Source organism: Paenisporosarcina cavernae, from assembly GCF_003595195.1.
Lineage (GTDB): Bacteria > Bacillota > Bacilli > Bacillales_A > Planococcaceae > Paenisporosarcina > Paenisporosarcina cavernae.
Map to the genome: position 1 here is coordinate 421,430 of NZ_CP032418.1, position 21,897 is coordinate 443,326.

A 21,897-nucleotide genomic window follows, 5' to 3' on the forward strand; every position below is an offset into this window, starting at 1 on the left:
GTATGCCAAGTAATTGTCCTTTTTCTCTGCCTTATTCTTGATGACCAGTTTGGAACCAATCTTCGACATTCCAAACTTTTGTTACTAAGCCTTCGTAAAAATCCGGTTCGTGACTAACGAGCACGATCGTTCCTTTGTATTCACTCATGGCACGTTTCAATTCTTCTTTGGCGAAAATATCTAAATGGTTAGTTGGCTCGTCAAAAAGTAACCAGTTGGACTCTTCCATCATAAGTTTACAAATACGCACTTTTGCTTGTTCTCCACCACTAAGCTGGCTCATTGGACGAGAGATATGCTCATTTTTTAAGCCTGTTCGTGCAAGTAAGGCACGCACTTGGTTTTGATCCATACTTGGAAACGAGTTCCATACTTCATCGATTGGTGTTGTGTTGCCGGCTTTCACTTCTTGTTCGAAATACGAAGGGAATAAGAAGTCTCCTCGAGAAACTTTTCCACCTAGGGAAGGGATTTTCCCGAGCATCGTTTTCAGTAACGTCGATTTTCCGACGCCATTCATTCCGACGAGCGCGATTTTTTCTCCACGTTCGATGGTAAACGACAATGGAGGGAGTAAAGGTTTGTCATAACCAATTAAGACATTTTCTGCTTCGATAACGAAACGACTTGATCCACGCGATTCTTTAAAGTCGAACTGCGGTTTTGCTGCAGTTTCCGGACGATCAATTCGCTCAATACGATCTAATTGTTTTTGACGAGATTTTGCACGCCCAGTTGTGGAATAACGCGCCTTATTTTTGGCGATGAAATCTTCTTGCTTTTTAATGAATTCTTGCTGTTTTTCATAAGCATCAATATGTTGGCGTTTATTTATCTCTGCTAACTCTAGGAATTTTTCGTACGTTGCGGTATAACGAGACAGTTTCGAAAACTCTAAATGGAAAATAACATCTACGACGCCATTCATAAATTCAGTGTCATGTGAGATAAGTAAAAAAGCATACGGGTAATCTTTTAAATAATTTGATAACCACGTTACATGCTCTTCGTCTAGATAGTTTGTTGGCTCATCAAGTAATAGCACTTTCGGTTTTTCTAATAATAATTTCGCCAAGAGTACTTTCGTGCGTTGTCCACCTGACAGTGCTGATACATCACGATCTAAACCGATTGCATCTAATCCTAGTCCGCGAGCTACTTCTTCAATTTTCATATCTAACGTGTAAAAATCACCCGCATCAAGTGCATCTTGAATCGAGGCCATTTGATCTAATAACTCATCCAATTCTTCCGGTGTTGCTTCTGCCATTTTCCCTGCAATCTCGTTCATCTCTTCTTCTTTTTTGTAAAGTGGAAGAAAGGCATCTTGTAATGTTTCGCGCATTGTTCTTCCAGGTGTAAGACGGGTATGTTGATCCAAATATCCGTATTGTGCATGAGGTAGCCACTCAACTTTTCCCGTATCGTGGATCAGTTCGCCCGTTAAAATACTCATTAGCGTGGATTTTCCAACGCCGTTAGCGCCGACAAGTCCTACGTGTTCTCCTTCAACGATTCGGAATGAAACCTCTTTAAAAAGGGTTCGATCTCCAAATGTATGTGCTAAATTTTCAACTAATAACATGTTGTTTCCTCCGATTATTGCAGCATTATCTTGTATGTGTTTTTTCCATAAGAAAAACCCCCGGCAACTACATCGCCGCGAGCTGTTTGTTAAGATCTGCGAGTTGTACTTCCATATTGGCTAAGCGTTGTTCTGCTTGCTCAATCATTGCAGGATGACCGGTCGATTCCAGCTTTTCGATATCTCCTTGCAAGCGTATATAGTCCATTTTAAGTTCAGCAATTTGGTATTCTAGCTGTTTGCGATCCATCAGTCGAGCTCCTTCAATTTTCCCTCTATTGTAGCACTGATAGCCTTCTTGTCGCAAATGTCACGAAATCTTCTCCACTACGTTTTTCTTTCCAGCGTTCTTGTAATTCTACTTGTTTTTGTGCTTTTTTAGGATGCAAGTAGAGTTCCATTAGAGCGTTTTGAAGATGCGATTGCTTTACTTTTCTTCCAAGACCAAGATGACTGATTCCGTACATTTCAAGCTCGAGCATTTGATCAAATTCCGCATCTGTTTGAGAAAGCGCAATATATGCTTTTTTCAAATAGGCACTGATGAATGCTCCATATGAACCATCTCCAATGACGATGGTGCTAGAAGCAATTTCTGCATAAGGATGCTTTACTTCTTTTACGGTGGCTGAACTTTTTCCGAGTGCTAATAACTTTAAGGAGGTTATATCTCCCTTGTAATCTGGCGTTAGACACACGACTACTTCTAACGGTATCGCAAGTTGAACTAAATGACGTAACACTCGATACGAAAGATTATGCCGATCTTCATCCCCAAAATGAACGACTACTTTGGGGTGATGTGAAGTGCTCGGCACATCAAGGTGAATTGGTGCTAAAAAAAAGTCCCATCCAAATGGTCTATCTGAAGCAAATGGGGATAAAGCGAATGTCGAAAAACAATCATAATTGTCCGGTAAAACCTCATGATTTGGAGAGCAATCGAGTTCCAGGACAGATCTTGCACAAGTTGCTAGTTCTTTTCGGTTAAATCGATCCAGTGTGACATTGTCCATAATAAGTAAATCCGCTTTTGCTTTTTTTAACTCCTCCAACGTTGTTGCTCGTGAAGTGGACGTAGGTTGAAACTTCTCACACGTTACTTTTTGTAATAATTGTTCAAATGACTGTCGACGCTCATGTGCATACGTTATATCTCCACACCAATAAATAATGTCACTCATCCCATCAACCCCTTTCAAAAAATTCTATGGGAAAACACAACCGAATATGCATCGAAAGGAGGAACAATTCGGTTCCTATGGTAAACTGTTACTACGATTTAGATGAGTGAGGTTGAAACATGAAAAAGAAAGCTGCATTGCTCGTGGGAGCAACTGGATTAGTTGGGAATGAAGTGTTGCACCTTTTATGTGAACGAGAAGAATACGCGGCAATTCACGTGCTATCGAGAAGGGAACTGGCCTTTTCCCATCCGAAGATGGATGTACTCGTGAAAGATTTTGATGCGATTGAAGTAGAAGACGTGGAAATAGCAGATGACTTTTTTTGCTGCATCGGGACAACGATTAAAAAAGCAGGATCAGAAGATGCATTTGAAGAAGTAGATGTCACATTTCCAGTGAAACTTGCTTCATTCGCAAAGAAAAAGGGCATGCAACATATGCTCGTCATTTCAGCGATGGGGGCAAACGCAGAATCGCCTATATTTTATAATCAGATGAAAGGGAAATTAGAGCAGCAATTGACAGAGCTGTCAATTTCTCGATTATCGATTTTCCGGCCATCCTTATTAAAAGGAGAGCGGGATGAATTTCGTTTAGGAGAAACGATTGGCAACAAATTGCTTACTGGGTTGCGACCGTTTTTACTTGGACCCATGAAAAAGTACAGGGCGATAGAAGCAAAACAAGTCGCAATTGCGATGGTTTCTACAGCTTTACGGGCAAATCGAAAAGTCGTGAGTGTGTATACGTCGGACCAGTTGGCGAAAATGTCTATACCGGTTAAAAAAGAAGAAGCTCCGATTCCGAGAGAAGCACTTTTCAATTGGGAATCGAGAAAAGAGATATTTATCGAAGAAGAAAGAGGGGAAGAAGATGCTTGATACGGTTATGTTTACACTAATGTTTGTGGTTGTGTTAGGAATCGCTTCCCAATGGTTTGCTTGGCGGTTTCAAATGCCTGCTATTGTACTTATGTCCATTGCAGGTTTACTTGTTGGACCTATTTTCGGTTGGATTGATCCATCCGAAAGTTTTGGAGAAATGTTTAGTCCCATTATTTCACTTGCAGTTGCCATTATATTATTCGAAGGTAGTTTAAATTTAGATTTCCGTGAAATAAGAGGGTTTAATAAACCGCTTTATCGCATTGTTACTTTTGGTGCATTTATCGCATGGGTTGCTGGTTCACTTGCCGCGCATTATGTTGCAGGTTTATCGTTCTCCGTAGCATTTGTTATCGGTGGATTGTTTATCGTTACTGGACCAACGGTTATTTTACCGTTACTTCGTCAAGCGAAGTTAAAGCCAAGACCTGCCGCTATTTTAAAGTGGGAAGGTATTATTGTGGACCCATTTGGTGCGTTACTTGCTTTGTTCGCATTTGAGGCAGTGATGTTTATCGATGGGGAAGTGTCGTTACATGCCTTTCTACTATTTTTTGCCGCTGCTGCATTTGCAGTTGCCATCGGTTGGGCGGCTGGCTGGGGTCTGGGATGGATGTTTGAAAACGGAAATGTACCGGAATATTTAAAGTCTCCAATTGTCTTTGCCACTGTAATTTTAGCGTTTGTGGTCGCAAACTCAGTGATGCACGAAACGGGATTACTTGCTGTCACGGCAATGGGGATTGTCATGGCGAACATGCATATTGCGTCGATTGGCGATATGCGTCATTTTAAAGAAAATATTTCCGTACTACTCATCTCCAGTATATTTGTCATGTTAACCGCCTCGCTAGAACGAGAAACATTGCTACAAATATTTAGTTTACCAATCGTATTGTTTGTTCTTACCATGATCTTTATCGTTCGACCATTGTCCATTTGGCTATCGACGATTGGAACGGATATAACGTGGAGAGAAAAAATGCTCATTGGTTGGATTGCCCCTAGAGGGATCGTGGCATTAACTGTTTCTGGATATTTCGCTTCTGTTTTACAGGAAAGTGGCTTTCCGGATGCGGAAATTTTAATTGCTCTCACGTTTGCTTTAGCATTTTCTACCGTCATTGTGCACGGGTTCACGATAGGTCCATTTGCGAAAAAATTGAATCTTGCCTCCTCTGAAAAACCTGGAGTGCTCTTAATTGGCGGGAACATATTTACAACAGAACTAGCAAAATCGATTCATGAACTTGGACATGAAGTGTGCATCATGGATCAATCATGGCAGCATTTAAGTTTAGCTCGTCAGCAAGGGATTCCGACAAAGGTCGGAGAGATTTTATCCGAACAAACGGAGTATAATATGGACTTAACACCGTATCCTATTCTTGTCGCCGCTACAGAGGTCGATTCTTACAATGCGCTAGTTTGTACGAATTTTGTGCCCGAATTAGGACGTGATGCCCTTTACCAAACGGCGCTTCAACATGCTGACATGAAGGATTTTCATCAATCACTTGGTGGTAAAATGTTATTTGATGAAACGTCCACGATCTTTCATTTAAATGAGCGAATTATCCGTGGGCAAGTTTTTCGAAAAACGCAAATCACGGAGCAATATACATTTACACAATATTTACGAGAACGAGCTGAAGAAGCTTTGTTGCTCTATATTTTACGAGCAAATGAGAAGCTCGAGTTTTTCACGGCGAATAAAGAATTGCAAGCCTCTCCTGGAGATACGGTAGTTAGTTTGACGCCACCTGTAAAGGAAATGGCGAAACGACAAGAACGAATTGAAGCAGATCGATTAAAAGTAATCGAGGAGGAAAACGAATGAAAATTTTGTTAGTCGATGGAACCATCATCGGTCAAAAAACAAGTGCCATTCTGGAACAAACAAGATTATATTTACTCGAAGCCTCACCAGAAGTAGAAGTAACCATCTTAAAATTGGCTGACTATCAACATCAATTTGTCGATGGACGGCCATTAGGCGAATACAATGAAGACATGCAACATATTGCGCGAGAATTTGAAGAGGCAGATGGCTATATTATTGCTAGTCCTATTTTCCAAGGTTCGATTCCAGGAGTATTGAAAAACGTGTTTGATTTACTCCATCCTCGAACAATGCGCTATAAAGCAGTATCCATTGTCGCAAATGGTGGCACGTACCAGCATCACTTAGTAATTGAAAACCAATTAAAACCGATACTCGATTACTTCCGTTGTTTTGTCACACCCAACTACGTTTACACGCATACGAGTCACTTTGACGAGCAAAATCGAATTACCGAGGAAGATGTGCACGATCGGTTACGTGAATTAGCTCGCGTTTTTGTGAAATACATGGAAATGGGCTGTACCCTTTCCAAAGAGACGCTGGATACACATTAATGAGCTATCATCTGAAGAATCGTTCTTAGAAATCTATTCTGAGGACGATTTTTTATGTTCCAATTAACTGATAGAAGCGGCTTTTTCATATTATTTTTAGGAACAAAGACCTTTTTTGACCCGTTCCCACGCTCATTAAATCGATCGCTAATTGCCGTCGTTTTGTAACTTTTCCCCATGACGGGATAAACTAAAAAGAATGATAGGCTTTCGTGATTTCTTACAAGTGAAGGGAAGGAAGTGGATTTTTCGATTCGACAAGTATATAATACCCCTAAGGGTATAATGAAATTGAGGTGCTTGTATGGAGATTTCGATTATGTTTGTGATCGTCTTATTTAGTATCGGGTTTGTCGGATCATTTTTGTCTGGAATGGTTGGTGTCGGTGGAGCGATTGTAAAATATCCCATGTTGTTATTTATCCCGCCATTGTTTGGAATAACGGCATTTAGTGCCCATCAAGTATCAGGTATAAGTGCGGTAGAAATTTTGTTTGCGACGCTTGCTGGTGTACTTGCTTATCGAAAAGGCGGTTTTTTAAACAAGCAATTGATCATTTATATGGGTACAGCGATCTTAATCGGAAGCTTTATCGGTAGTTTTGGCTCGCGCCAGATGTCTGAAGATATGGTGAACATTGTTTATGGGATTCTTGCATTAATCGCTGCTGTTATGATGTTTATTCCAAAAAAATTGGTGGAAGATCGTCCAAGTGAAGAGATTCAATTTAACAAAGTGTTAGCTGTGTCTCTTGCATTCATTATTGGAATTGGTTCTGGTATCGTTGGGGCGGCAGGTGGCTTCCTTCTTGTTCCAATATTGCTTGTCATTTTGAAAATACCAACTCGTATTACGATTGCGACGAGTTTAGCCATCACTTTTATTTCTTCTATTGGAAGTGCATTTGGCAAAATCGTGACGGGTCAAGTGGAGTTTGCTCCAGCCATCATTATGATTATTGCGAGTCTAATTGCAGCTCCTCTTGGTGCGAAATTTGGTAATAAAATGAACACAAAAGTACTCCAAGGAATTCTTGCGGTTCTTATTTTAGCTACTGCGATAAAAATTTGGATGGATATTTTATAATTTTTCTTTGAAAACTCCTATTCCTATTTGCTTATCTATTTGCACACTCTGCAGAGTTTCGCCTCAGAGTATATAATAGAAGGACTTATAGGTTAGGAGTTTTGTTATGTCTAAATCAGTTGTATTAGCAGAAAAGCCATCCGTGGCGAGAGATATCGCACGAGTATTAGGGTGTACAAAAAAAGGAAACGGGTTTCTAGAGGGACCTCAATATATTGTCACGTGGGCGCTTGGACATTTAGTGACACATGCAGATCCGGAAGGATACAAACAAGAATACAAAGAATGGAACTTAGATACACTTCCGATTTTGCCAAATCCTTTCAAATTAGTACCAATTAAACAAACGATGAAGCAGTTCCAAGCAGTAAAAACCTTGTTACATCGAAATGACGTGAATGAAATTATTATTGCGACAGATGCTGGTCGTGAAGGAGAACTTGTCGCACGATGGATCTTAGAAAAGACGAATGTGAAAAAGCCAGTGAAACGATTATGGATTTCTTCTGTAACAGATAAAGCGATACAACAAGGCTTTCGCCAGTTAAAGCCAGGAAAGGCATACGAGAATTTGTTTCAGTCAGCAGTAGCGCGAGCAGAAGCGGATTGGATTGTTGGGATAAATGCGACAAGAGCGTTAACGGTTAAATACAATGCGCAATTATCCGCCGGTCGCGTGCAAACTCCAACACTATTTATGATCGCGGAACGGGAACGTCAAATTCAAGCGTTTAATCCAAAAACCTATTATGGTTTAGAAGCTTCCATCGAAGGAACGACATATACTTGGGTGTCACACGATAACCAGAAGTCGGTGTTTGATGAAAAGAAAGTGGACGACGTTTTTCACCATGTGCAAGCGATTCAAACAGCTACGGTCACATCGGTCCAAACAAAAGAAAAGAAACAACTGGCGCCTCCTCTTTTTGATTTAACAGAACTTCAAAAAGAAGGACATCGACGCTTCGGGTGGTCAGCCAAGGAGACACTTTCGGCACTCCAAGGCTTATACGAACGACATAAAATCGTGACGTATCCACGTACGGATTCGAAGCACTTGTCGAGTGATATGAAGTCGACGTTGATAGAACGCGTAAAAGCGGTGGATTTGTCCGACTACCGGACGTTAACAACTCCACTTCTTCGCGCAGAAACGTTGAATGTGCAAAAAGGGGTCATTGACGATGCGAAGGTGAGTGATCATCATGCCATCATTCCAACGGAAGAAGCGGCAAGGTGGAGTGAACTGTCCGATAAGGAAAGAAAGTTATATGATCTCATTGTTCGACGTTTCCTTGCAGTGTTAATGGCGCCGTATGTTTACGATGAAACACAACTGACACTGACTGTAGGTAAAGAGACGTTTCAAACAAAAGGGAAAAGCATTCGAGAAATTGGGTGGAAAGCTGCGCTAGGAAAGGCGGATGAAGAACTCCGCACTTCATTGCCAAAAGCAACAAAAGGACAAGTAATGGACGTGTCCCATGTTCGGAAGACGAGTGGTGAAACGAAGCCGCCAGCTCGTTTTAACGAAGGGACGTTACTTGCTGCGATGGAAAATCCTGCCGCGTTCATGAAAGGGGAGAACCCTGAACTGATCCAACAAGCGGTGGAGTCTGGTGGTTTGGGAACAGTTGCGACGCGAGCGGATATCATTGAGAAATTATTTTCTAGTTTTGTCGTGGAGAAAAAAGGACAAGATATTTTTACGACATCTAAAGGGCGTCAGTTATTGTCACTTGTTCCTGAGGCACTGACCTCTCCAGCGTTAACTGGAGAATGGGAGTTAAAACTTAGTCAAATTGCGAATGGGAAATTAAGCAAAGAGACGTTTATGAAGCCAATGGTCGGTTTTACGCAAGAGATTGTCCGAGAAATTAAGTCGAGTGATGCAAAGTTTAAGCATGATAATGTAACTGGAAAAACGTGTCCAGAGTGCGGCAAGGCATTACTTGAAGTGAATGGAAAACGTGGGAAGATGTTGGTTTGCCAAGACCGTTCGTGTGGGTATAAAAAGAATATTGCGATGCAGACGAATGCCAGATGTACCGTTTGTCATAAACGGATGGAACTTCGGGGCGAAGGAGACGGAAGAATTTTCACATGTTCGTGTGGACATCGAGAGAAATTATCGGTATTTGAAAAACGGAAAAACCAATCTGGTTCGTCCAAGGCAGGAAAGAAAGATGTACAAAAATATTTAAAGAAGCAAGAAGAACCACAAAATACAGCGATGGCCGAAGCGTTGAAAAAAATGCTTGGTCAAAATGAGTCGTAAGAACTAGAAATAACTGTTGCAAATAAAGGTCTTTTAATCGTATGTATTTTCAGAAAATAATGGTATACTACCTTCAATATTTCGAGCGGGGGTGATGGTGATGTCGATGCGTTTGGCTGCAGAGCAATCTGTGCAAGATCGTTCTGTTCAACAGGAATTTCGGAAACGACTTATTCAGCGGAAAGACGCGACGAATTCGTATAAAAAGCAAGCAGAACTTTTTCAAACAAAAAAACCAAGTTTGCAGGATTTAGAAGATTTGTTGCTTGGAAAAAAAGAACAAGAACAGCAGCCCCATACGTTAAAGTTTGGTACAACGCCTGTTCACGCCATCGCTGGGAATAATTTAGAAGAAACCATTGATTTACTGGAGCAAGTGAAAGAAGCGGCTTTAGCATCGGTAGAGCCTTCCGATCAAGATTTAAGAGTGGCTGCGACAGCGTCGAACCGAATTTCTCAAGTCCGTGCGCAACTGTCGTTACATGAATTAGCGAATAGTCGTATTAAAGAGGAAAGTTTCACCCAAGAACAACTTCGGGCAAGTGTGACAAATCGTTCCTCGTTAGTGGACTTCCAAGATAATAAGGATGCAAATAGTCAGAGGGAGCAGCTTGCAAGAATGCGATTGTTTGAAAAAGCGAGACAAAGTTACGATTACCAAGTGCAATTAAAACAAGCTGGTTTCCAAGTGAAAGAACCAAGTTTTTACCGAATTGCCTAGGAAGGTTGTTTTAATCGTGAGCAAGAAGGAAAAGCCAGCAAAGACAAACGCTGTTCGGTTATTAGATCAAGAGAATATCCCTTACGAGTTGACAACGTACTCAAAGGAAGACGGCAAAATAGATGGTGTGTCAGTCGCACAAAAGATTGGGATTCCACCAGCTAATGTCTTTAAGACGCTTGTCGCGATGAATGGCAAAGGGGCATATTTTGTTTATTTACTACCGGTGGCAGATGAATTAGATCTGAAAAAAGCTGCACAAGCAGCTGATGAGAAAAAAGTGGAGTTGCTTCCTGTGAAGGAACTTGTCAAAATCACAGGATACGAACGTGGTGGATGTTCTCCCTATGCGATGAAAAAGCTGTTTCCAACCTTTGTGGATGAGAAAGTGAAAGAGTTAGATTTTTTAGTCGTTAGTGCTGGGAAAATAGGTCTCCAATTAAAACTAACCGTAGAGGATTTTTTAACATCGAGTAATGCTCGTGTTCATTCATTAACACACTCGTAAACCTGCCGATTGGCAGGTTTTTTTTGATGCGTAAATGTAGAGCACGCATTATAGCTCGTCGCGTTATGACCATCAGGTTTTCGTGTGAGATAGAGGGTGGTGCATGAGAAAGTGTTGAATGATTTGATTCGCTCCGTCATACAGTAGGTTAGATGTTGATGGAAAGGAAGCGAGACGATGACAGGAACAATCACGTATCAATACGGAAGAACACATACGGGACAAGGATTACGTTCCATTTATCACGAGTTAATTGAAGAGGCTTCAAGTGTGTACTTTATCAAGTCCCCACCGACACTTTTGCTATCGGAACTTTTTCGCCAGATCGGCTTTTTTTATGTGAAGCGAGGGTATGACATTGAATGGTTTTTAGATCCGTATGTCGAGGGAGCGTTAGAGGCGGTCTTTATAAGAGGTTGTAAAAAATTATTTGTCCAAGCATCGTATCCTATTTCGATTGAGCCCCAATTTGTTGGGTCTACGCATCATATTCTTTCTTTTTACGAGGCGTATGATGCGACGAAATTGAAAAATGCGGGACCCTTCATTCGTGAAAAAAGCATGCATCGAGATCAGTGGATGAAAAAATTCCAGGATGAAATAGCGAAAGTGAAGGCGTTACATGATGAGTGGGAAGTCCCATATGTGACACACATGAAGTGGTCCAAAGTCGATGAAGCGGTCGAAAAACTAAGAAATGATGTGTTTTCGACCATTCAATTAGCCAAAAAAGCGAAACGGACACATCGGCTTTTAGGGTCAATAACGCCAGACGGAGCAAAAGATAACTATGCCTCAATTGCAAAAAGTGTCAAAAGACGCATCTATTTAAAAGGGTATCCAGGAAGCGGAAAATCTACTTTGATGAAGAAGATTGCCACCTATGCGGAAAGCGTGGGACTTGATACCCAATGGGGATGGTGTGGTCTTGATCGAGACAGCATCGACTTTGTATATATACCTGAACTAAGTTGGATGATTTTTGATAGCACTGCACCCCATGAGTATGCACCAGAACGAGATGCAGACGAAGTATTCTCCGTGCAAGAATTTTGCGAATTAACAACCGAAGAAACAGAAAAAGTGGAATCGATAAAAAAGCAGTACAAGGATTATCTTCAATGCGCTATCGATTATTTATGCATGTTTGTAGAAGAAGATAAGGTGGTAAAAGAGACATTTGACTCATGTGTAAATACCTATAAATGGGCGGATTTAGAAAATAAAGTGTACCAAATGTTATAAAAACACCATTATCGAAATTGAACCAATCATCGTATTTTTCTGATAATTTACAAATGTTACACTTAGGGAGTCGAAATATTTCTGAAAATTATGGAAGAGAGGGAATTTATTATGAAAAAGAAAACATGGTTAAAAGTGCTTTCTACTGGAGCGCTTGCAGCATCTTTATTCGCACCAGCAGCAGTAGCACCTGTTGAAGCATCGAGCCAGTATGCGAATTTCAATACGGAAAAATATGGTGATCGAATGGAGATTGATCAGTATTTACACAATCTTTCACAAGATCCAGAATTCCAAAAAGATGCAGATAGCATCATTAAGAAACAAGCTCCTGGGCTTGCAGATGAAACAGAAGCATCCGCAGAGGCATCTGCAGATAGCAATTTTACGTACGACGGTGGAACAAAAATGTTCCTAGACCAAGAACTAGGATTTAAAGACTTTACACTTAGAAGCGTTGGGGACAATGTCGAAGTTTGGGTAGCAAATGATTTATCATTCCCGGATGGAGATCCACGACCTGCTCATGTGGTCACGCAAGAACAAGTAGATAAACTGAGAGACGAATTTGAATCAAATATTTATCCAAAAGTAACGGACTTCTTCGGAACACCAGATGCACTAGACGGTTCTAATGCGCCACTTCCTGGAATGGTTGGACTTCCGGACGATTATTATGAAGGATCCGATAAAGTAATCATGTTAGTAGACAACATTATTGATGATAACTTCTACGATCCAACATACCCATTCTTTGTAGCAGGATTTTTCTGGCAAACATTTGAAAATTATATCGATCGGAACATCGTAACAATTGATACTACTTCATGGGACACTCGATTAGAAAACACGTTCTTCGGTACGACTATTCATGAATTACAACATTTAATTCAAGCGGATAAAGATGGTGCTGAAGAGTCATTTATTAATGAAGGCTTCTCTACTTTTTCTGAATTTTTAGGAGGATATGGCTCGGATGCTTCTTCTATTAATTTCTATTTAGATCACCCAGAAAACTCGTTAGTAAACTGGGATGAGCATGCGGGAGTAACTACACCACCTACTGGTCCAGAAACAATTGCAGACTATGGTCAAACCTATTTGTTCACGCTTTATATGTATGAGCAATTTGGGCAAGATTTCATTAAAGCTCTAGCAGAAGATGGAGATGCTCAAGGAGTCACTTCCATTGATCATCAATTAAAAGCGTTCAATACAGGATTAACATTCCAAGAGCTATACTCTAACTTTATGGCTGCGTTAGCATTAGATGATGGTAAAGAAGGATCGATTTATGATTTCCATAACGTCGATTTACGTGACCTTCCAGTAAATGCAGATGGAGACGTTCGTGGGAAAACAGTTGATTTCGAAAAAGCGTTAACTTTTGAAAAAGAAGGCGTTCCTGCATGGGGTGGAGACTTTAAAGAATTCGAGCTTGGAACAAATGTGAAAAACATTAAATTTGATGGAGTCGATTTCTTACCATTACAATGGGACACTGTAGCTAATCCATTTGACGACAGTGAGCAAGTTCTTCATAATAATGCAGGATCTGAAGCTGACCAAGCACTTATTTTCGGTGCAACAGTTCCAGAAGACAATGCAACATTAACATTTGATCACTATTACAACATGGAAGAGCAATGGGATTTCGGAATGGTCCAAGTTTCTACAGATAATGGAGAAACATGGACGTCTCTTGAAAATGAAAACACTCGATCTGATGTCGTAGATGAAGGATATCCTACTATTAAAGAAAACGTTCCTGGATTTACTGGAACAAATGATGACTGGTCAACAGAATCATTCGATTTATCCGCATATGCTGGTCAAGACGTGCTCGTTTCATTCCGTAACTTAACGGACTGGGGATATGAAGAAGCTGGTTGGTACATTAAAAACATCCAACTAGGAGATTTTTCTTCTGATGGTTCGTCAGTAGATGCATTTAAATCATTAGGCCAAGTGAAAGGTGACTATGTCAACTTCATCGTGACATTCATCCACACTATGGCTAATGGAAACCAAAAAGTGATCAATGTTGATCCATTTAACGTAACAGAACAAGATGTATTGAAAATGAAACAAGTGTTGAAAAAAGGAAACTTAAAAATGATTACATCATATGCGGCGAAAGAAGGGCAAAAAACAACGGCTGACTTCACATATGAATTAGTAACAAAAGACAACGGTGGTAAAGCAAAAGGTAAAAAGTAATAAGTGGGAGAAAATGGGGGCCAGAGATGGCTCCTATTTTTATTGGACAAAAATGTGGGAGTCGGGTGTGGGGTAGAGAAGTGTCCCAAAGTCCGCGCAAAGTGTCCCAATGTTTGACGAAAGTGTCTCAATGTCCGTGGAAACTGTCCTAATGCCAACGCCGAGTTTATTGATCTCACCAAGCAGATGATTTTCGGCTAGCCGAAAATCTACCTTTTAGAAAAAAGAACTTCAATAAATAGAAAGAATCCGGATTCAGGAGCTAAGTGTCCCAATGTTTCACAAAAGTGTCCCAATATCGTCGGAAAGTGTCCTAATGTCGTCGGAAAGTGTCCCAATGTTTCACGAAAGTGTCCCAATGTCGTCGGAAAGTGTCCTAATGTCCCGGCTAAGTGTCCCAATGTTTCACAAAAGTGTCCCAATATCGCGGCAAAGTGTCCCAATGTTTCACGAAAGTGTCCCAATGTTTGACGGAACTGTCTCAATGTCGCGGCAAAGTGTCCCAATGTCGTCGGAAAGTGTCCTAATGTCCGCGCGAAACTTTCCCAATAACCTTCCGCTTCCTTCACATGTGTCTTCTACTTTTGGCTATGATAAGATAGAAACATCGAATGCAGAAAGGAAGAGACCGATGGCAGCAATTCTCGATCAATTTCTCGATCAAAATTTAACAGAACTAAAAGAACAAGGTCTTTATAATGAAATCGATCCTGTTCAAGGGGCGAATGGTCCAATCATTCAAGTGAATGGGCAGTCGCTTATCAATTTATCGTCTAATAATTATCTTGGTTTAGCAACGAATGATGAGCTGAAAAAAATTGCGCAAACGACGATTGAACGTTATGGCGTTGGCGCTGGTGCAGTTCGTACCATTAATGGAACGCTAGATTTACACGTCAAGCTTGAAGAAAAACTTGCGGAGTTCAAAGGAACTGAAGCTGCTATTTCGTATCAATCTGGTTTTAATTGTAATATGGCGGCTATTTCGGCTGTGATGGATAAAAATGATGCGATTTTGTCGGATCAATTAAATCATGCGTCTATTATTGACGGATGCCGTTTGTCGAAGGCAAAGATTATTCCTTTCCTTCATTCAGACATGGAGGACTTGCGCAAGAAAGCGAAAGAAGCGAAGGAGTCCGGTCAATATAACAAGATTATGGTCATCACAGATGGCGTGTTTTCGATGGATGGGGATATTGCGAAGCTTCCTGAAATCGTGGAAATTGCAAAAGAATTTGACTTAATTACGTATGTGGATGATGCCCACGGATCTGGTGTTACAGGTAAAGGTAAAGGGACGGTTAAGCACTTCGGTTTAGAAAAAGAAATCGATTTCCAAATCGGAACTTTGTCAAAAGCAATCGGAGTAGTTGGTGGATATGTTGCCGGCAAGCAAAAGCTGATTGACTGGCTGAAAGTTCGCTCACGTCCGTTTTTATTCTCGACGGCATTGCCACCAGGAGACGTTGCGGCAATTACTGCAGCCATTCAAATGCTGATTGATTCTACAGAGCTGCATGACAAGCTTTGGGAGAACGGTGACTATTTGAAAGCTGGCTTAAAAAAGCTAGGGTTCGATATTGGCGCATCTGAAACGCCTATAACTCCATGTATTATAGGGGATGAAAAGCTCACGCAAACATTCTCGAAGCGGTTGTTTGAAGAAGGCGTGTATGCAAAATCGATCGTGTTCCCGACAGTTCCTAAAGGAACGGGGCGTGTTCGTAACATGCCTACAGCTGCTCATACGAAAGAAATGTTAGACGAAGCCATTGCGACGTATGAAAAAGTCGGCAAGGAGCTTGGCGTTATATCGTAATTTCATCACACGCATGACAAGGTTATTCTCTTGTTGTGCGTGTTTTTTCATCGCAATAAAGTGCGGTATACCGTTTCTGTTCATAGGTGCGATTTTGGCCGGATAATCTGACACATGGACATCTTATTTGTCCGATGTTGTGTTAACGCTATTCTCCCCGTATAATGACGAGGGGAATAATTAATTGGGAGGAAACTCTTTTGAAAAAGATTATTGTAACTGGTGCACTCGGTCAAATTGGATCTGAGTTAATTGTTAAATTGAGAGAAACATACGGTGCAGAAAATGTCTTGGCAACCGATATTCGCCAAACAGATTCACCTGTTGTACAAGGTGGACCTTTTGAAGTTTTAGATGTCATGGATGCTGAAAAAATGTTTGATAGTGCCAAACGTTTTGGTGCAGATACGATGATGCATATGGCGGCTTTGTTATCGGCTACTGCTGAAGCGAAACCTCAACTTGCGTGGAATTTGAATATGGGTGGATTGCTTAATTCCTTAGAAGCTTCTCGGGAATTAAATATGCAGTATTTCACGCCAAGCTCGATTGGAGCGTTTGGTCCATCGACACCGAAAAAAAATACACCGCAAGACACGTTGCAACGCCCAACGACAATGTACGGTGTCAACAAAGTGTCTGGCGAGTTATTATGTGATTATTACTTCGACCGTTTTGGAGTAGATACACGTGGCGTTCGCTTCCCAGGACTTATTTCGTATGTGACTCCGCCTGGTGGTGGCACGACAGATTACGCCGTCGATATTTATTATAAAGCGTTAGAAAAAGGTTCATATACGTCGTATATTGCAGAACGAACATACATGGATATGATGTATATGCCGGATGCACTTCAAGCAATCGTTGATTTAATGGAAGCAGATCCCGCAAAATTTAAACATCGAAATGCCTTTAACGTGACTGCCATGAGCTTTGAACCTGAACAAATTGCGGCGAGTATTCGCAAAGAAATTCCAACGTTTACGATGGATTATGACGTAGATCCAGTACGTCAAAAGATTGCCAATAGCTGGCCAGATTCCATCGATGCAACTGCTGCAAAAGAAGAGTGGGGCTTTACGTACAAATATGATTTAGACGCAATGACGCGTGATATGTTAGAAAAGTTAAAGCAAAAATAAAAGAAGACTAGCTTTTCCTGGAAATCTCCAGGAAGCTAGTCTTTTTCTTTAGATCGGTGTTTCCAATCAAGAATCTTCCTACATAGGGGAACAATCGTCCCGGTTCAAAAATAATCGCAAATTCTTCTCGAGAATCGCATACTTCTTCTGTACTATGAACCTAAAGTAGACAGTTTAATTCCGCTCAACTGTTATTCTTTAACTATATTATAAGCATAGGAGCGGTGAAAGTGATGTCTACAAATTACAAACGATATGATTTTACGACAAAAAAGATTGCAGTGGAGCGGTATTTATCTGGTGAGTCTGCTCAAAGTGTTGCAGTCGAGTTAGAAATAAGTAACAGAAGAAGAGTTCAGGATTGGGCTGAATTAGTTCGTACAGCGGGAAGCTTTGAAGTATTACACGGTAAACAAGGAAAAAAACCAAAAACACAGCGAGAGAAATTATATGTACTTGAAATTGAGAAATTGAAAAGAGAGATAGCAGTTTTAAAAAAGAGAATGGATTCAGTGGGGAGGTGAAATATTACGAAGAAAAGTGCTTGTATGTAACGAACTATAAAGGTTTCTTGTCCATTGTAGAGCTTTGTTTAATGGTCGGGATCTCCCGATCCGGTTATTACAAGTGGATGAAAAATTCCCATAAAGAAAGAAAAGCAGAAAAGGATAAAACACTTCTTAACAAGATGTTGAGTATCTACAATACTCATGCAGGTACATTAGGGAATGAACGAATGAAAAATGAATTAGAAAAGGCTGGAATTAAGGTCAGTGTAAAGCGAATTGCGAGAATGCGAAGAGATTATCATATGCCATTAAAAACAAGTCATAATTGGAAACAAAAATCAAAACCACACGCGATAATCGGAAATCTTTTAAACCGTAACTTTAAAGCTAAACGTCCAGGAATTAAACTATGTATTGACATTACTTATCTAGAGGTCGAGAGACCTTATAGACATTTTTTATATCTATGTGCCATTAAAGATTTGTGCCATGGAGAGGTAGTCGCCTACTCGATCAGCGATACGATGACGACATCGATGGTTTTACAAGCAGTTGATCAATTGTTGGAGAAAGGTCTTATGGAAAAGAATGCGATTCTACATAGTGATCAGGGATCGCAATTTACTAGTGCAAGATATTTAAATTACCTTTACCAAAACTCCATAACTCCCTCTATGTCGCGTAGAGGAAACTGTTGGGATAATGCATGCATCGAAAGCTTTTTTGGGAAGCTTAAAGTAGAAATGCCATGTTTTATAATCCCTAAAACAGATGAAGAAATGATAAAGGCAGTTGAAAATTACATCTCTTATTATAACAATGTTCGACCGCAATTAAAATCAAAGAAGACTCCTAAAGAGCTTTTACTAGAAATGGCTTCTTAAGTAGAAAATGCCTAGGGCGGAAATGAGCGGAATTTGAGCGGACTACTTGTCTACTTGACAGGTAGTAGGTCATTCTCGCGAATCGCTCACTTCTACTCCTTTATCGCACACGTCATAGTTCTTTGTTCACAACTTTCGAGCCTTGATTTCTCGCTTTTAATATATTTATACGAATCAACGTAAAGTTGCCAAAACAAAAGGGAACTATCTCCATTATCCTCTTACACTTTTCGATTCGAATCGCGCATCAAAGCCATTAACACAATCATGAGGAGAATGAAAAGCGTTCCGAGCCACTGGAATGTGCCAAACGGTTCGTGTAACCAGAAGACAGTGGAAAGAACTGCCGCTAAAGGTTCAATCATTCCAATTAGTGTCGATTCTTTTGGTGTCAACGTTTGGAGGCTTTCGATAAAAAACCAAAAGGATAAAAGCGTTCCAAAAACAATGACGAAAGCAAGATACATCCAACTTTCAAAGGTGAAACTTGACCACTGGACGTCCCAAGGTTGCTTATATAAACTAAGCACGACCCCACCAATAATCATTGACCAACCTACTACTACTAATGAATCGTAATATTTGAGAAGCGGTACAGCAGCTAATGTATAATACGCGAGGGCGACAGCGGACAGCAACCCCCACACAACGGCAAGCACTGGCACTGAGAGTGTTTGAATGGAACCATTTGTCACGAGAAAAAAGCATCCTGTTAAGGCTAGGGAAACGGTGATGCCATCCTTTTTGGAAAACGTTGCTTCTTTTCGAAATAAACTATATAAAATAATCATGACAGGTGCCATATACTGTAATAAAGTAGCAATTGCCGCATTTCCGACTTCAATCGCAATCATTTATGTATATTGCACCGCAAGCATTCCAAAAATCCCGTAAACAATTAGTGTGCGAGCAGTTTGCGGTGTTTTCCAAATGGAGAAAATGGAATTTTTCCCTTTTCGAAAAAATTGTATGCCTAGCAGTGCGAACCCAGCAACGATCAAACGAATAACGACTAGCCATGCAACGTCAATATGCGTTTCATCAAATAATTTTTTCGCAACTGTTCCGCCTAAACCCCAAAAAGTTGCGCCTAACAAGACGAGGTACAGCCCTTTTTTTCTCCACATCATCGACTACACCTTTCTCCACTAATTTGTTTCTATTCTATCAAAAAAATCACGACTAGAAGCGGAGAATTCCAATCTTTTCCCAAATGAAAAACCCGATTCGAGTTTTCTGGAAACGGGCGATAACACTGTAATTATTAAAAAAGTAAATGCGCAATTCCTGCAATGATTGGCAATGAAATAATTGTGCGGAGTAAGAAAATAATAATTAAGTCCTTCATTCCAACAGGGATTTTCGAACCTAATAGCAATCCCCCAACTTCGGACATGTAGATCAATTGAGTAACGGAAACTGCAGCAATGACAAAGCGTGTCATTTCAGACTCAATTCCGCCACCAACAATTGCTGGTAAGAACATATCAGCAAATCCAATCACCATGGTTTGTGCAGCTTCTGCTGCTTCAGGAATGCCGAGCACCATTAAAAATGGTTCAAACGGTTTTCCTAACCACGTGAAAAGCGGGGTATATTCAGCTAAGATTAGCGCGATTGTACCAAACGCCATAACAACTGGCGCAACACCAATCCACATATCGAGTACGTTTTTCAAACCATCTTTGATGAATTTAGAAACGGACCGATTTTTATTTGCTTGAATCAGCGCATTTTCGGCACCGTGTGTCACCACATTATAGCCCTCTGGCAACTCTTCGCCCTGTGTATCTAAAGGACGTTGATCAATATAGACATCTTCTTTTTTCGAAAGTGGATAAATGCGTGGCATGATAAAAGCCAACACAACACCTGCAAAAACGACTGTCGCATAGTATGGCAAGAAATACTCGCCTAAATTCAGCTCTTCGATGACCACAATCGAAAAAGTGATCGATACAACGGAGAATGTCGTCCCGATAATCGCTGCTTCTTTTTTCGTGTAATGACCTTCTTCGTATTGCTTGTTTGTTAATAAAACACCAATCGTTCCATCGCCAATCCAAGAAGCTAATGCATCAATGGAAGAACGTCCTGGAAGCTTAAAGAGTGGACGCATAATTTTCACCATCATCGTTCCGAAAAACTCCAGTAATCCGAAGTTAAGTAATAATGGCAAAAACAGACCTGCAAATAAGAAAATCGTGAATAAAAATGCTAATAAACCAGTCGGTGATAGCAGTAATCCGCCTGTGTATTCATTATAAACAGCTTCGATTCCTCGGTTAAATACCACCATCCAGGCAAAAATTGCCCCGACGATTCGCGTGATTGTCCAAAAGGCATTAACTTGGAACAGCTTTTCCGCAAATGTTTGTTCTAGCGGATCTGCATCTTTCTTGAAAAAATAAAGAATCGATCCAATTGCTCCCACTGTTAATGTAATCGCTACTACCCAAATGATAAAGGGCTCAACAAGTACCGCGACTTTGTTTGCTAAAATCGCGACTGGAATTTTCGTTCCATCTTCTGTAGCTACCGGAATCATAAACAAGAAAATACCGATAATAGAAGGAATTAAAAAGAGTAACCAAGATGACAGTGAAAATTTCTTCAACATAACTCCCCCTCAATATGAATATTTATTCATCAAAATGACACCATCTTATCATAATGGGAAGAGGGGGAAATTGTCTAGAAACCTTCGAACAACGGAATAATTAAAACGATTCCTCAAAATCTTGATTCCATTTATACGTATAAAAACGTTCATACGTAAACCAGTTTTCTGCTTCTGGTTCACCTTCAGCTAGTCGTTTATCCATTTCTTCTAACATCCATGCTGTTTGAGAAATGTGGGCACGCATTGCGCCCATTTTCGCGTCACGCATATGTTGAATGTCATGAATGACATCCGGTTCTCCTAAATTGTCTACCGTGTTATTGGCGAAAGCAACCGCATATAATTTTGGACGGTCCGCTGCGTCCATACGACGAATTGCACGAACAACCGCTCTTGCAGTCGCTTCATGATCCGGGTGGACCGCGTAATTTGGATAAAACGTAATGACAAGTGATGGATTCGTCTCATCAATTAATGTCGTCATCATTTGAACCATTTCTTCATCGTCCTCAAATTCGACGGTTTTATCGCGAAGTCCCATCATACGAAGATCGTCTAATCCCATAGCTTTAGCAGAAGCCTGTAATTCCTTTTTTCGAATTTCAGGAAGGGATTCTCTTGTCGCAAATGGCGGATTTCCTAAATTCCTACCCATTTCACCTAATGTTAAGCATGCATATGTCACCGGCGTGCCTTCTTGTCTAAAATGGGAAATCGTACCCGAAACACCAAATGCTTCATCATCAGGATGTGGAAAAACTACTAATACGTGTCGTTCTGATTGAATTGTCATGTATATTAC

18 protein-coding genes and 1 pseudogene are annotated in these 21,897 nt (G+C 40.6%); 13 read left to right on the plus strand and 6 right to left on the minus strand.

Going from position 1 to position 21,897, the window contains the following annotated elements; genetic code table 11:
- Nucleotides 1-31: 31 nt before the first annotated feature.
- The 3 genes from D3873_RS02255 to D3873_RS02265 form a co-directional block, all read right to left on the minus strand.
- Nucleotides 32-1,585, minus strand: coding sequence for an ABC-F family ATP-binding cassette domain-containing protein (locus D3873_RS02255; protein WP_119882493.1), 1,554 nt, complete (start codon nucleotides 1,583-1,585; stop codon nucleotides 32-34).
- A gap of 67 nt (nucleotides 1,586-1,652) precedes the next feature.
- A complete protein-coding gene (locus D3873_RS02260; RefSeq protein WP_119882494.1) occupies nucleotides 1,653-1,835 on the minus strand; it encodes an SE1832 family protein in 183 nt (60 codons plus the stop codon).
- Nucleotides 1,836-1,860: 25 nt separating this feature from the next.
- Nucleotides 1,861-2,769, minus strand: coding sequence for a hypothetical protein (locus tag D3873_RS02265; RefSeq protein WP_119882495.1), 909 nt, complete (start codon nucleotides 2,767-2,769; stop codon nucleotides 1,861-1,863).
- 119 nt (nucleotides 2,770-2,888) lie between these two features.
- Between D3873_RS02265 and D3873_RS02270 the strand changes: the two genes are divergently transcribed.
- The 13 genes from D3873_RS02270 (at nucleotide 2,889) to D3873_RS02335 (ending at nucleotide 18,472) form a co-directional block, all read left to right on the plus strand.
- Nucleotides 2,889-3,653 (plus strand): Rossmann-fold NAD(P)-binding domain-containing protein, encoded by a 765-nt coding sequence (locus D3873_RS02270; protein WP_119882496.1) that lies wholly within the window; start codon nucleotides 2,889-2,891, stop codon nucleotides 3,651-3,653.
- Nucleotides 3,646-5,496, plus strand: a complete 1,851-nt coding sequence (locus D3873_RS02275; protein ID WP_119882497.1) for a cation:proton antiporter — start codon at nucleotides 3,646-3,648, stop codon at nucleotides 5,494-5,496. The genes D3873_RS02270 and D3873_RS02275 overlap by 8 nt, the downstream gene beginning before the upstream one ends.
- Nucleotides 5,493-6,056, plus strand: a complete 564-nt coding sequence (locus D3873_RS02280) for an NADPH-dependent FMN reductase (protein WP_119882498.1) — start codon at nucleotides 5,493-5,495, stop codon at nucleotides 6,054-6,056. The genes D3873_RS02275 and D3873_RS02280 overlap by 4 nt, the downstream gene beginning before the upstream one ends.
- A 304-nt stretch (nucleotides 6,057-6,360) precedes the next feature.
- Nucleotides 6,361-7,143 carry a sulfite exporter TauE/SafE family protein gene (locus tag D3873_RS02285; RefSeq protein WP_119882499.1) on the plus strand — a complete coding sequence of 261 codons (783 nt, stop codon included), beginning with the start codon at nucleotides 6,361-6,363 and terminating at the stop codon, nucleotides 7,141-7,143.
- 106 nt (nucleotides 7,144-7,249) lie between these two features.
- Entirely contained in the window at nucleotides 7,250-9,421 is a 2,172-nt protein-coding gene (locus tag D3873_RS02290) for a DNA topoisomerase III (protein WP_119882500.1), read from the plus strand.
- A 100-nt stretch (nucleotides 9,422-9,521) separates the two neighbouring features.
- Entirely contained in the window at nucleotides 9,522-10,142 is a 621-nt protein-coding gene (locus D3873_RS02295; protein ID WP_162920116.1) for a putative metalloprotease CJM1_0395 family protein, read from the plus strand.
- Between the two features lie 16 nt (nucleotides 10,143-10,158).
- Nucleotides 10,159-10,650, plus strand: a complete 492-nt coding sequence (ybaK, locus tag D3873_RS02300; protein ID WP_119882502.1) for a Cys-tRNA(Pro) deacylase — start codon at nucleotides 10,159-10,161, stop codon at nucleotides 10,648-10,650.
- A 177-nt stretch (nucleotides 10,651-10,827) separates the two neighbouring features.
- The gene (locus D3873_RS02305; protein ID WP_119882503.1) at nucleotides 10,828-11,895 is read left to right on the plus strand and encodes a hypothetical protein; all 1,068 of its coding nucleotides are present in this window, start codon (nucleotides 10,828-10,830) and stop codon (nucleotides 11,893-11,895) included.
- A gap of 111 nt (nucleotides 11,896-12,006) precedes the next feature.
- Nucleotides 12,007-14,115, plus strand: a complete 2,109-nt coding sequence (locus D3873_RS02310; RefSeq protein ID WP_119882504.1) for a M6 family metallopeptidase — start codon at nucleotides 12,007-12,009, stop codon at nucleotides 14,113-14,115.
- A 631-nt stretch (nucleotides 14,116-14,746) separates the two neighbouring features.
- A complete protein-coding gene (locus D3873_RS02320; protein ID WP_119882506.1) occupies nucleotides 14,747-15,937 on the plus strand; it encodes a glycine C-acetyltransferase in 1,191 nt (396 codons plus the stop codon).
- 200 nt (nucleotides 15,938-16,137) lie between these two features.
- Nucleotides 16,138-17,079: an L-threonine 3-dehydrogenase gene (locus D3873_RS02325; protein ID WP_119882507.1), complete on the plus strand. Its 942-nt coding sequence runs from the start codon at nucleotides 16,138-16,140 to the stop codon at nucleotides 17,077-17,079.
- Nucleotides 17,080-17,312: 233 nt separating this feature from the next.
- On the plus strand, nucleotides 17,313-17,603 hold the full coding sequence (locus D3873_RS02330; protein WP_119882409.1) for a hypothetical protein: 291 nt from the start codon (nucleotides 17,313-17,315) through the stop codon (nucleotides 17,601-17,603).
- The gene (locus D3873_RS02335) at nucleotides 17,600-18,472 is read left to right on the plus strand and encodes an IS3 family transposase (RefSeq protein WP_162920106.1); all 873 of its coding nucleotides are present in this window, start codon (nucleotides 17,600-17,602) and stop codon (nucleotides 18,470-18,472) included. Before D3873_RS02330 ends, D3873_RS02335 begins: the two co-directional genes overlap by 4 nt.
- A 221-nt stretch (nucleotides 18,473-18,693) precedes the next feature.
- Here D3873_RS02335 and D3873_RS02340 read toward each other — a convergent pair.
- From D3873_RS02340 to bshB2, 3 genes and pseudogenes are all read right to left on the minus strand, one after another.
- Nucleotides 18,694-19,599: pseudogene (locus tag D3873_RS02340) on the minus strand (EamA family transporter).
- Between the two features lie 137 nt (nucleotides 19,600-19,736).
- The gene (locus D3873_RS02345; protein WP_119882509.1) at nucleotides 19,737-21,089 is read right to left on the minus strand and encodes a YjiH family protein; all 1,353 of its coding nucleotides are present in this window, start codon (nucleotides 21,087-21,089) and stop codon (nucleotides 19,737-19,739) included.
- Nucleotides 21,090-21,192: 103 nt separating this feature from the next.
- Nucleotides 21,193-21,888: a bacillithiol biosynthesis deacetylase BshB2 gene (gene bshB2, locus D3873_RS02350; RefSeq protein WP_119882510.1), complete on the minus strand. Its 696-nt coding sequence runs from the start codon at nucleotides 21,886-21,888 to the stop codon at nucleotides 21,193-21,195.
- Between the last annotated feature and the right edge of the window lie 9 nt (nucleotides 21,889-21,897).

Coding starts and splice junctions, on each gene's coding strand:
- D3873_RS02285 (WP_119882499.1), top strand. CDS start 6,361: ATGGAGATTTCGATTATGTTTGTGATCGTCTTATTTAGTATCGGGTTT.
- D3873_RS02290 (WP_119882500.1), top strand. CDS start 7,250: ATGTCTAAATCAGTTGTATTAGCAGAAAAGCCATCCGTGGCGAGAGAT.
- D3873_RS02320 (WP_119882506.1), top strand. CDS start 14,747: ATGGCAGCAATTCTCGATCAATTTCTCGATCAAAATTTAACAGAACTA.
- D3873_RS02275 (WP_119882497.1), top strand. CDS start 3,646: ATGCTTGATACGGTTATGTTTACACTAATGTTTGTGGTTGTGTTAGGA.
- bshB2 (WP_119882510.1), bottom strand. CDS start 21,888: ATGACAATTCAATCAGAACGACACGTATTAGTAGTTTTTCCACATCCT.
- D3873_RS02270 (WP_119882496.1), top strand. CDS start 2,889: ATGAAAAAGAAAGCTGCATTGCTCGTGGGAGCAACTGGATTAGTTGGG.
- D3873_RS02310 (WP_119882504.1), top strand. CDS start 12,007: ATGAAAAAGAAAACATGGTTAAAAGTGCTTTCTACTGGAGCGCTTGCA.
- D3873_RS02330 (WP_119882409.1), top strand. CDS start 17,313: ATGTCTACAAATTACAAACGATATGATTTTACGACAAAAAAGATTGCA.
- D3873_RS02255 (WP_119882493.1), bottom strand. CDS start 1,585: ATGTTATTAGTTGAAAATTTAGCACATACATTTGGAGATCGAACCCTT.
- D3873_RS02295 (WP_162920116.1), top strand. CDS start 9,522: ATGTCGATGCGTTTGGCTGCAGAGCAATCTGTGCAAGATCGTTCTGTT.
- D3873_RS02305 (WP_119882503.1), top strand. CDS start 10,828: ATGACAGGAACAATCACGTATCAATACGGAAGAACACATACGGGACAA.
- D3873_RS02265 (WP_119882495.1), bottom strand. CDS start 2,769: ATGAGTGACATTATTTATTGGTGTGGAGATATAACGTATGCACATGAG.
- D3873_RS02260 (WP_119882494.1), bottom strand. CDS start 1,835: ATGGATCGCAAACAGCTAGAATACCAAATTGCTGAACTTAAAATGGAC.
- D3873_RS02280 (WP_119882498.1), top strand. CDS start 5,493: ATGAAAATTTTGTTAGTCGATGGAACCATCATCGGTCAAAAAACAAGT.